8 protein-coding genes and 1 pseudogene are annotated in these 9,484 nt (G+C 50.8%); 6 read left to right on the top strand and 3 right to left on the bottom strand.

Translation table 11 applies throughout. The features are described 5' to 3' along the window. The 3 genes and pseudogenes from QVO99_RS10125 to QVO99_RS10115 form a co-directional block, all read left to right on the top strand. Window positions 1-205: pseudogene (locus QVO99_RS10125) on the top strand (M6 family metalloprotease domain-containing protein); the annotation flags it as partial. Window positions 206-251: 46 nt separating this feature from the next. Then, complete coding sequence (locus tag QVO99_RS10120; RefSeq protein ID WP_022317498.1) at window positions 252-581, top strand: hypothetical protein; 330 nt, start codon at window positions 252-254, stop codon at window positions 579-581. A gap of 109 nt (window positions 582-690) precedes the next feature. Further along, window positions 691-2,481: a tetratricopeptide repeat protein gene (locus QVO99_RS10115; RefSeq protein WP_022317497.1), complete on the top strand. Its 1,791-nt coding sequence runs from the start codon at window positions 691-693 to the stop codon at window positions 2,479-2,481. A 215-nt stretch (window positions 2,482-2,696) separates the two neighbouring features. On the opposite strand, the gene QVO99_RS10110 is transcribed toward QVO99_RS10115, so the two are convergent. Beyond that, window positions 2,697-3,323: a DUF3109 family protein gene (locus QVO99_RS10110; protein ID WP_022317496.1), complete on the bottom strand. Its 627-nt coding sequence runs from the start codon at window positions 3,321-3,323 to the stop codon at window positions 2,697-2,699. A gap of 41 nt (window positions 3,324-3,364) precedes the next feature. Next, entirely contained in the window at window positions 3,365-4,030 is a 666-nt protein-coding gene (locus QVO99_RS10105; RefSeq protein WP_288177170.1) for a uracil-DNA glycosylase, read from the bottom strand. Between the two features lie 238 nt (window positions 4,031-4,268). Here QVO99_RS10105 and topA point away from each other — a divergent pair, with 238 nt between their 5' ends. The 3 genes from topA (at window position 4,269) to speA (ending at window position 9,220) form a co-directional block, all read left to right on the top strand. After that, a complete protein-coding gene (gene topA, locus QVO99_RS10100; RefSeq protein ID WP_022317494.1) occupies window positions 4,269-6,593 on the top strand; it encodes a type I DNA topoisomerase in 2,325 nt (774 codons plus the stop codon). Window positions 6,594-6,612: 19 nt separating this feature from the next. Beyond that, window positions 6,613-7,185 carry a shikimate kinase gene (locus QVO99_RS10095; protein WP_022317493.1) on the top strand — a complete coding sequence of 191 codons (573 nt, stop codon included), beginning with the start codon at window positions 6,613-6,615 and terminating at the stop codon, window positions 7,183-7,185. 142 nt (window positions 7,186-7,327) lie between these two features. After that, window positions 7,328-9,220 carry a biosynthetic arginine decarboxylase gene (gene speA / locus QVO99_RS10090; protein WP_022317492.1) on the top strand — a complete coding sequence of 631 codons (1,893 nt, stop codon included), beginning with the start codon at window positions 7,328-7,330 and terminating at the stop codon, window positions 9,218-9,220. Here the strand turns inward: speA and QVO99_RS10085 are convergent. Continuing rightward, a partial coding sequence (locus tag QVO99_RS10085) for a hypothetical protein (RefSeq protein WP_288177169.1) occupies window positions 9,208-9,484 on the bottom strand: 277 nt, incomplete at its 5' end. The two genes, speA and QVO99_RS10085, sit on opposite strands and share 13 nt — an antisense overlap.

The following is a 9,484-nucleotide window of genomic DNA, read 5'->3' as shown; positions in this document are numbered from 1 at the left end:
GTCCGCTTTTGAGGCAGACGAGACCTGGAGCACTGCCTTTAAGACAATAAAGGAGTATGATGTTGCGGGAATAGACAATGCTGTAACGGCCTCAGACGTTAAGTCAGACAGGATTTATACACTTGACGGAAGGTTTGTCGGGAACGACATCAACGCCCTGACAAAGGGAATGTATATAGTCAACGGAAAGAAAATATTGAAATAGATAGCCAGCCATCAAGGGCAACGGCGCAGAAATCTCCGGCATCAAGATGGAAGCAGGCGAATGTCTCCCCACAAGTCTGGGCTGCTCGTTCTTTGCCGATGAAGCCATCCCGGACACGAGCTTCTATAATGTTGCAGTGTCAGTGACAGACGATGCAACGGGAAAAAGCGTGGGTGGAGAGAATTTCATAGCGAGACGCCTTCCACGAAAAGCAATAAATGTCGTTCCCGAGCGTTATATAAGCAATGGTAAACGTCTGCCGAAAGGGCAGCGTGCCTATATGGTGAACTACGTCAGCGCTGGCGGCTTTAACAGTATGGTGGTGGTAGCGTTTGTCGTTAACGGCATGAAGACGGAAACTTATAAGCTACAGTAGGAGTGGATTGAGGTTATCACATGTATAAATCATTGGGAAAAGTCAGTCATACATTGTGGCAGGCTTTCCCCTTTATGTATAAAGGGAGTTATATAAAAAATATTTGTTTATGAAGCCTTTTGGCGGTATAGCGAGCATTTGCAGAATAAAGAAAGTGACAGTTCTTGCCATAGTTCTCTTAATTGTCGGATTATCAGTATTTATCCTCTATCCGGGTAACAATGCCTTGTCTTTTTCCAAGGAACTTGTTGTCATAGACAATCTTAGTGATGATAACCCTGAGGCAGCCTCAGTACGGCTGAATGCCATGAGGCATTCCGGCAGACATTTCTCCGAACCGGATAAATGGTATATCAGACTGTTGACGATAAAGATTAACGACAAAATGTTTGTCAAACAGAAAGATGCCGTAGAGGCGACAAAAGTTCTTCGCTATTTTGAAAAGAATGATGCCGGTAGAAAAATCCTGTCGCAAGCGTATTATTATGTAGGCAGTGCCTATCGCGACATGAACGACATGCCAATGGCTTTGGAATACTATCACAAGGCAAAGGAAGAGTATGGAGAGCATTCAGACAAGCTGTCGAGCGCCTTGAATTTCCAGATTGGTATGCTCTTGTACGAACAGTCTTTCTATCAATCGGCATTGCCGTATTTCAGAAGCGTATTTAAGACTGACAGCGTTAGACGTGATACAGCCATGATGGCATATACGCTCCAGAAAATAGCTTATGCCTATCAGGCGCAGGGTAGTGACAGTTGTCTGGCGTATTACAGGCAGGCTCTGAAAATATCCAGTGAAAAAAGAGATACCAATCTGTATAATGAGATGCTCAGTTCTATGGCCTCATATTACCTGTACAACGGTGAATATGACAAGGCAAAGAATCTTGCCCTGCCAGTCGTTTCAACCGCAGGTGAAGATAATCCAAGTCTGGACTCCTTCTACGATGTCCTTGCCTTATCATATTTTCGGTTGGGTAGGTGTGACTCAGCCCGTTGTTATTTTACGAAGCTCTATCATACAAATACGGCTGAAGCCAAGAAGGAAGCCAGCAAATATCTGGCAAAGATATATCGTGAGGAAGGAGATATAACAGCGGCGCTCGACTTTATTCTGCAATATGAGGAGTATGACGACTCATTGAAAAAAAACAATGTGGAGACTTCTATTGCCCGGATGAATGCCATGTATAACTATTCCAAATATAAAGAGCGAACTATGCAACTTGAAATCAGGGCCCGGAGAACAGCAGTAGTGATATCAGTGTCTGCCATAGCCGCAGTTTTTATTTTGGTTTGGGGCGTGTTGAGATACCGCAAACTTAAACGTGCAGGCATAGAGCGCTCCATGCGATTGGAGAAATTCAGAGTTTCGCTGCAGGAGCAGAGTGAGAATAGCATAAATGAGCGCGAGAAGAAAATTTCAGAACTTGAGAACAAGCTGTCAGTCACACACAGTCTTTACGCAGCCAAAGCCAAGGAGATAGAACTGCTGAAGGAGAGCCTGAAAAACAGGAGTAACATGATAAGCAGCGAACGGGCTTTGAGTGACAATGTGCGGTTTATGTTTATGGAAACGGAGATATGCAGTATAATAGAGACAAAGGCAAAAAATGGCCACCCTCTTTCTGCTGACGAAACGGAAATGCTGTTGAAAGAAGCCAACAGACTGTTCCCGTCTTTCAAACTAAGTCTTTTTTCTATATGCACAATGAGTGCGCAGGATTTTCTGATGTGCCTTTTGATAAAAGTAAGCGATTTGTCAGATTCAAGGATAGCTGTCCTTCTTGGCAGAGGGCGGAGCACAATCTCCAAGGCAAAATCCAAGCTCCAAAGGCGTTTGTTGGGGAAAGACTGTACCGGCGAAGAGTTCGACAAGTTTCTGAAATCTTTGTAAATGGCAAAATATCTTTTTTTGCAGAAATCGCAATTCAGTAACAGATTCGTCATAGTGTAATACCGACATATCTCTTTGTCGTATTTCTGCCGTATTTGTACACCTACTTTTTCAGCCTGTTAGTTCCAGCTATCCGTATGTCAGGATAGTGCTGCTTTCGCGTATGATGATATGTGGCGGCAGCGAACTAACGGGTTGGGATAGTCGCCGTCAGGCTATTTCTTTCCGCAGAACGCCTCTGCCACCTCTTCCAGTTCCTTATACCACTCTTCGCCGAATCGCTGCACGAGCGGTCCGCGCAGGAATTTGTATACCGGCAGGTCAATCTCCCTGCCCTTCTTCACGGCATCGCGACATACCTCCCATCGGTTGTAGTTCAGTCCTACGAGACCATTGTCGAACGTCTTCTCCCTGATAGGATACAGGGCACAGCTGATAGGCTTGCAGAAATCCTTCAGTCTGCCGCCCCGCCACGCCTTCTCCAGCGCACACAGGCAGCATCCGTTGTCGTAGCACGTAAAGACACAGTCCTTTCCCCCCACGATGCTCGTCACGAGGTCGCCGTCGCGGTCGGCATACGCCACTCCCTGTTTGTCGATTACTGCCTGTGCCGATGCCGAAAGGTCGTTCCACACGGTGTCGAGCGAGTCTTCGATTTTAGAAATCTCGTCGATGGTCACCGGTGCACCGGCATCGCCCTCCACACAGCAGATGCCGTGGCATGCGTCGAGGTCGCAGCAGAAGCGCTCCGTTATGATGTCCGACGATATCAGCACGTCGCCCACCTGCAGAATAGGTATGTAAGTTCCATTGGAGCCGTTTATTGATGAATCATTTGCCATTGTAGTATTTTTTAGTTGACGAGTTGACAAGTTGACGCCGCTTACCATTTTATTTCCTCGATGCCGTGGTTTCTGAGATATTCGTTGCAGCGCGAGAAATGGTGGTTGCCGAACCATCCGCCACGGTTGGCAGACAGAGGCGAGGGGTGTACCGACTGCAATATCAGGTGGTGCGACGTGTCGATGAGCGGAGCCTTGCTCCTGGCATATCCTCCCCAGAGGATGAACACCAGATTCTCTCGCTCTGCGCTGAGAGCCTTTATCGCCGCATCGGTGAACTGCTCCCATCCCTTGCGCTGATGGCTCGCCGCCTGGTGTGCCCTCACGGTCAGTGTGGCGTTGAGTAGCAGCACACCCTGTTCAGCCCAGCGGGTCAGATTTCCCGACGACGGTATCGGAGCCCCCGTGTCCATCTGTATCTCCTTGAATATGTTCTGCAGCGATGGCGGGAAAGCCACCCCGTCAGCCACCGAGAAGCTCAGTCCGTGTGCCTGTCCCGGTTCATGATACGGGTCCTGTCCGATGATTACCACCTTCACCTTGTCAAACGGACACAGGTTGAAGGCATTGAAGATGAGTTTGCCGGGAGGATAACACGTGGTGCGCAGGTATTCAGAGCGCACGAACTCTGTGAGGTCGACGAAATACTGCTTTTCGAATTCCTCGCCGAGATGGTCCTTCCACGACTGTTCAATGTTTACGTTCATGATAATATGCAAATTTAGAACAAAAGTAATAAGAATAATCCTTATTCGCAATAACGTCACCCCTTTTTCTTGTGTCAGGAGCGTATCAACATACATGTGGGTATAGGTTTTTTGATAAAAAAATAGAAAATTAATACATTATATAATGTGTTGTGTGAAACTTTTTCTTACTTTTGCCGCCAAATTGTGAAACAGGGGCACGTGGGAGGAACGTGCCGGAATAAAAAACATATAAGAAATGCAAGAGAATTTAGTCATAGTGGAGAGCCCCGCAAAGGCAAAGACCATCGAAAAATTCCTGGGAAAGGACTACAAGGTGATGTCGAGCTACGGACATATCCGCGACCTAAAGAAAAAAGAAATAAGCATCGACCTGAAAACCCTTGAACCCGACTACGAGATACCCGACGAGAAGAAGAAACTCGTGTCAGAATTGAGGTCGAGCGCCAAGAAAGCCAGCAAGGTATGGCTGGCATCCGATGAGGACCGCGAGGGAGAGGCCATCTCATGGCATCTGTGCGAGGTGCTCGGACTCGACGAGAAGAACACCAACCGCATCGTGTTCCACGAGATTACCAAGCCCGCCATCCTCGACGCCATCCAGCATCCGCGATTCCTCAACATGAACCTCGTGAATGCCCAGCAGGCACGCCGGGTGCTCGACCGCATCGTGGGCTTCAAGCTCTCGCCCGTGTTGTGGCGCAAGGTGAAGCCGGCACTTTCTGCCGGACGAGTGCAGAGCGTGGCAGTGAGACTCATCGTGGAGCGAGAGCGAGAGATACAGGCATTCAAGTCGGAGCCATACTATCGAGTGAACGCCATATTCTTCGCCATCGGTCCCGACGGCAAGAAGACAGAGGTGAAGGCAGAGCTCGACACACGCTTCAAGACACACGACGAGGCGCTGGCATTCCTCAACAACTGCAAGGATGCCGCATTCAGCGTGAGCGACGTGACGAAGAAACCCCTCAGACGTACACCGGCACCGCCATTCACCACCTCCACACTGCAGCAGGAGGCAGCACGCAAGCTGGGATTCACCGTGTCGCAGACCATGATGCTCGCACAGCATCTCTATGAGAACGGAAAGATAACATACATGCGTACCGACTCCGTGAACCTCTCATCCCTCTGTATCAATGCCTGCAAGGAAGAGATAGAGGCTACATGGGGAGAGAAATACCACAAGACACGCCAGTATCACACCCACTCGAAGGGAGCGCAGGAAGCCCACGAGGCAATACGTCCTACGTATATGAACGCCAAGACAGTGGAGGGCACGGCACAGGAGCGCCGGCTCTACGAGCTGATATGGAAGCGTACGGCAGCCTGCCAGATGGAAGACGCACAGATAGAGAAGACCACCGTGGGCATCACGATACGCCATGCCGACGGCACCGTGGCACACGAGAAATTCACCGTGAACGGCGAAGTGGTGACCTTCGACGGATTCCTGAAGGTATACAGAGAGTCGTCTGACGATGATGAGAACTCAGGTGAGATGACCACAAACCAGCTGCCGCCAATGGCAGAGGGCGACACGCTGCAGCGAGGCGAGATGGTGTCGACAGAACGCTTCAGCCAGGGACCGCAGCGATATACCGAGGCAAGCCTCGTACACAAGATGGAGGAGCTGGGCATCGGACGCCCTTCAACCTACGCACCAACCATCAGCACTATACAGCAGCGAGGATACGTGCAGAAAGGCGACCGCAAGGGCGACGAACGCACTTTCGCCATCGACACGCTGAAGGGAAACACCATCACAGCCACAGAGAAGGCAGAGACCGTGGGCAGCGAGAAGGGCAAACTGTTGCCTACAGACATCGGACTCGTGGTGAACGACTTCCTGCTCGAACACTTCCCCAATGTGCTCGACTACAATTTCACCGCCAAGGTGGAGCAGGAATTCGATACCATCGCCGAGGGCAAGGAGCAGTGGACCGACATGCTGCAGGATTTCTACAAAGACTTCGAGCCGCAGGTGGATAAGACGATGAACAGCCGACAGGAGCACAAAGCCGGAGAACGCGAGCTCGGCACCGACCCAAAGAGCGGCAAACCGGTGTTCGTGAAGATCGGACGCTTCGGTCCGGTGATACAGATAGGAACGGCAGAAGACAAGGAGAAGCCACGCTTCGCACAGTTGCCTAAAGACAAGAGCATGGAGGCAATAACCCTCGACGAGGCACTAGAACTCTTCAAACTGCCACGTACGCTCGGCGACTTCGAAGGTACACCGGTGGTGATAGGCGCCGGACGGTTCGGACCATACATCCTGCACAACAAGAAGTATGTGTCGCTGCCATCCACCGAAGATCCCCTCAGCATCAAGCTCTCAACGGCAGTGGCACTCATAGAGCGCCGCCGCATCGAAGACAGCATGCGCCATCTGAAGAAGTTTGAGGAAGATCCGCAGCTTGAGGTCATGAAGGGCAAATACGGACCATACCTCGTTTACGACGGCAAGAACTACCGTCTGCCCAAGGCAATGCATGAGCGTGCCGCCGAGCTGACCTATGTGGAGTGTATGGACATCATCAACAATGCAGTGAAGAAATAAGCATCCCAATACAGAGCCTATGCACAGAATAGTCCTTATCGGATATATGGGAGCCGGCAAGACCACCGTGGGACGTATGCTTGCCAAAGACATGGGACTGATGTTCTACGACCTCGACTGGTATATCACCAGCCGCATGCGCCGCACCGTGGCACAGATCTTCGAGGAGTCAGGCGAGGAAGGGTTCCGCCGGATAGAGCGCAACATGCTCCACGAGGTGGCAGAGTTTGAAAACGTGGTGATAAGCTGCGGCGGAGGTACCCCCTGCTTCTTCGACAACATGGACTATCTGAACCTCCAGAGCGAGACGGTGTATCTGAAGGCGACCCCCGAAGTGCTCTATGCCCATCTGAAGATGGGAAAGAGCGTGAGGCCGCTGCTGCTGAACAAGACTCCCGAAGAAGTGGAAGCCTTCGTCAAACAGCAGCTCCAGCAACGGGAACCATACTACAGCAAGGCGAAACACGTGCTCGACGTCAACGTGCTCGATTCCAGAGACAAGGTGAGAGTGTCGGTGAGGAAGATACGCCGGATGCTGAAATGCTGCCCCCCTGGAGACACGACAGAGGCAGGCGGCTTGCAGAAATCGTAATGCATAATCAAATAGAAACAGACAATAATCAGAGTTAATCCTTTCGTCCCCTGGCCATTCCCCCCCCCTGTGATGCAGGAGGAAAATGGCAGGGACGAGTCATGAAAAATATATTTTTAATAATAGTAGAAAGCTAAGACAAATGAAGAAATGGACTGTTGACGACTCCAAGGAGTTGTACAATATGGTTGGGTGGGGCACATCCTACTTTGGCATCAACGACAAGGGAGACGTATATGTCACTCCGTGTAAGGACAATACACAGATAGACATTCGTGATGTGATGGACGAACTTGCCCTGAGAGACATCACACCGCCAGTGCTGCTCCGCTTCCCCGATATCCTCGACAACCGTATCGAGAAGACCTCAAGCTGCTTTGAGAAGGCAGCCAAGGCCTACGACTACCAGGGAGAGAGCTTCGTGATATATCCTATCAAGGTGAACCAGATGCAGCCCGTGGTGGAAGAGATCATCAGCCATGGCCGCAAGTTCAACCTCGGTCTTGAGGCCGGTTCCAAGCCGGAGCTCCATGCCGTCATCGCCGTGCAGTGTCAGAGCGACTCGCTCATAATCTGCAACGGATACAAAGACCAGAGCTACATCGAGCTCGCCCTCCTCGCACAGAAGATGGGCAAGCGCATCTTCATCGTGGTGGAGAAGCTCAACGAGATAGACATCATCTCGAAGGCAGCCAAGAAACTCGGTGTGCGTCCTAACCTCGGCGTGCGCATCAAGCTCGCCTCGTCGGGAAGCGGAAAATGGGAGGAGAGCGGCGGCGACGCCAGCAAGTTCGGACTCACCAGTTCGGAGCTCCTCGCCGCACTGGAGAAACTGGAGAAGCTGAACATGAAAGACTGTCTCAAGCTCATCCATTTCCATATCGGTAGCCAGATAACCAAGATACGCCGCATTCAGACAGCCCTCAGAGAGGCATCGCAGTTCTATATTCAGCTCCACAAGATGGGATACGACGTGGAATTCGTTGACTGCGGTGGCGGACTGGGAGTAGACTACGACGGCACACGCTCTTCAAACAGCGAGAGCAGCGTGAACTACTCCATACAGGAGTATGTGAACGACTGTCTCTATACCTTCGTTGAGGCAGCCAACGCCAACGGCATACATCACCCCAATCTCATCACCGAGAGCGGACGGTCGCTCTCTGCCCATCACTCGGTGCTCGTCATCGACGTGCTCGAAACGGCATCACTGCCGGAGATGAACGAGGAGTTCGAGCCGGAGAATGGTGCCCACAAGCTCGTGAAAGACCTCTACGAAATCTGGGACAACCTCAACCCACGCTCCATGATGGAAGACTGGCACGACGCCGAGCAGATACGCGAGGAGGCACTCGACCTCTTCAGCCATGGCATGGTAGACCTTCAGACACGTGCCGAGATAGAGAGGATGTACTGGAGCGTATGCCGCGAGATAAACAGTATGGCAAAGACCCTCAAGCATCAGCCAGAGGAACTGAAGAAACTCGACAAGCTGCTTGCCGACAAGTATTTCTGCAACTTCTCCCTCTTCCAGTCGCTGCCCGACAGCTGGGCCATAGACCAACTCTTCCCGATCGTTCCGCTGCAGAGACTCAACGAGAGACCTACGCGCAGCGCCACGATACAGGACATCACCTGCGACAGCGACGGCAAGATAGCCAACTTCGTGACAAACCGCAACATATCGCATATCCTGCCCGTACACACCGTGCGCAAGAACGAGCCATACTATCTCGGAGTGTTCCTTGTGGGAGCATACCAGGAAATCCTCGGTGATATGCACAACCTCTTCGGCGATACCAATGCCGTACATATCTCAGTGAAAGACGGCAAATACAGCATCGACCAGATTTTCGACGGCGAGACCGTAGAAGAGGTGCTCAGCTATGTGCAGTACAAGCCGAAAGAGCTCGTCAGACAGCTTGAGCGCTGGGTGACAAAGAGCGTGAAGCAAGGCAAGATCTCATTGGAAGAGGGCAAGGAATTCCTCTCCAACTACAGGTCAGGACTCTACGGATACACCTATCTCGAATAATACAGTAGGCAAACCATGATTATCCCATCCATACCTTTACGCAAAAGAGGGTAGGGTGGGATAGTTTGGCTAAGGAAAACCGGGATATAGATGATATCCGGAAAAGGACGCCAAACGATCCGTAGAATCTGAATAAAAGTTAAAAGCATAGAAAAGTCGCCCATTCCTGTAACTTCTTCAAAACCTAATCGTCTTAAAAATAGAGGCAAATGAAAATAGTCAGTTTCCGAAACGATGTGCTGCCGTTGAAAAACGTGCTCTTCC

Origin of the sequence: Prevotella sp. CAG:592, assembly GCF_000436015.1 — a bacterium.
In the GTDB taxonomy this organism is placed as follows: domain Bacteria; phylum Bacteroidota; class Bacteroidia; order Bacteroidales; family Bacteroidaceae; genus Prevotella; species Prevotella pectinovora.
This window is presented reverse-complemented; position numbering and strand designations above follow the sequence as displayed.

What these genes read in the sequence shown, in the direction of transcription:
- QVO99_RS10120 (WP_022317498.1), top strand. Translation starts at nt 252, where the DNA reads ATGGAAGCAGGCGAATGTCTCCCCACAAGTCTGGGCTGCTCGTTCTTT.
- QVO99_RS10115 (WP_022317497.1), top strand. Translation starts at nt 691, where the DNA reads ATGAAGCCTTTTGGCGGTATAGCGAGCATTTGCAGAATAAAGAAAGTG.
- QVO99_RS10110 (WP_022317496.1), bottom strand. Translation starts at nt 3,323, where the DNA reads ATGGCAAATGATTCATCAATAAACGGCTCCAATGGAACTTACATACCT.
- QVO99_RS10105 (WP_288177170.1), bottom strand. Translation starts at nt 4,030, where the DNA reads ATGAACGTAAACATTGAACAGTCGTGGAAGGACCATCTCGGCGAGGAA.
- topA (WP_022317494.1), top strand. Translation starts at nt 4,269, where the DNA reads ATGCAAGAGAATTTAGTCATAGTGGAGAGCCCCGCAAAGGCAAAGACC.
- QVO99_RS10095 (WP_022317493.1), top strand. Translation starts at nt 6,613, where the DNA reads ATGCACAGAATAGTCCTTATCGGATATATGGGAGCCGGCAAGACCACC.
- speA (WP_022317492.1), top strand. Translation starts at nt 7,328, where the DNA reads ATGAAGAAATGGACTGTTGACGACTCCAAGGAGTTGTACAATATGGTT.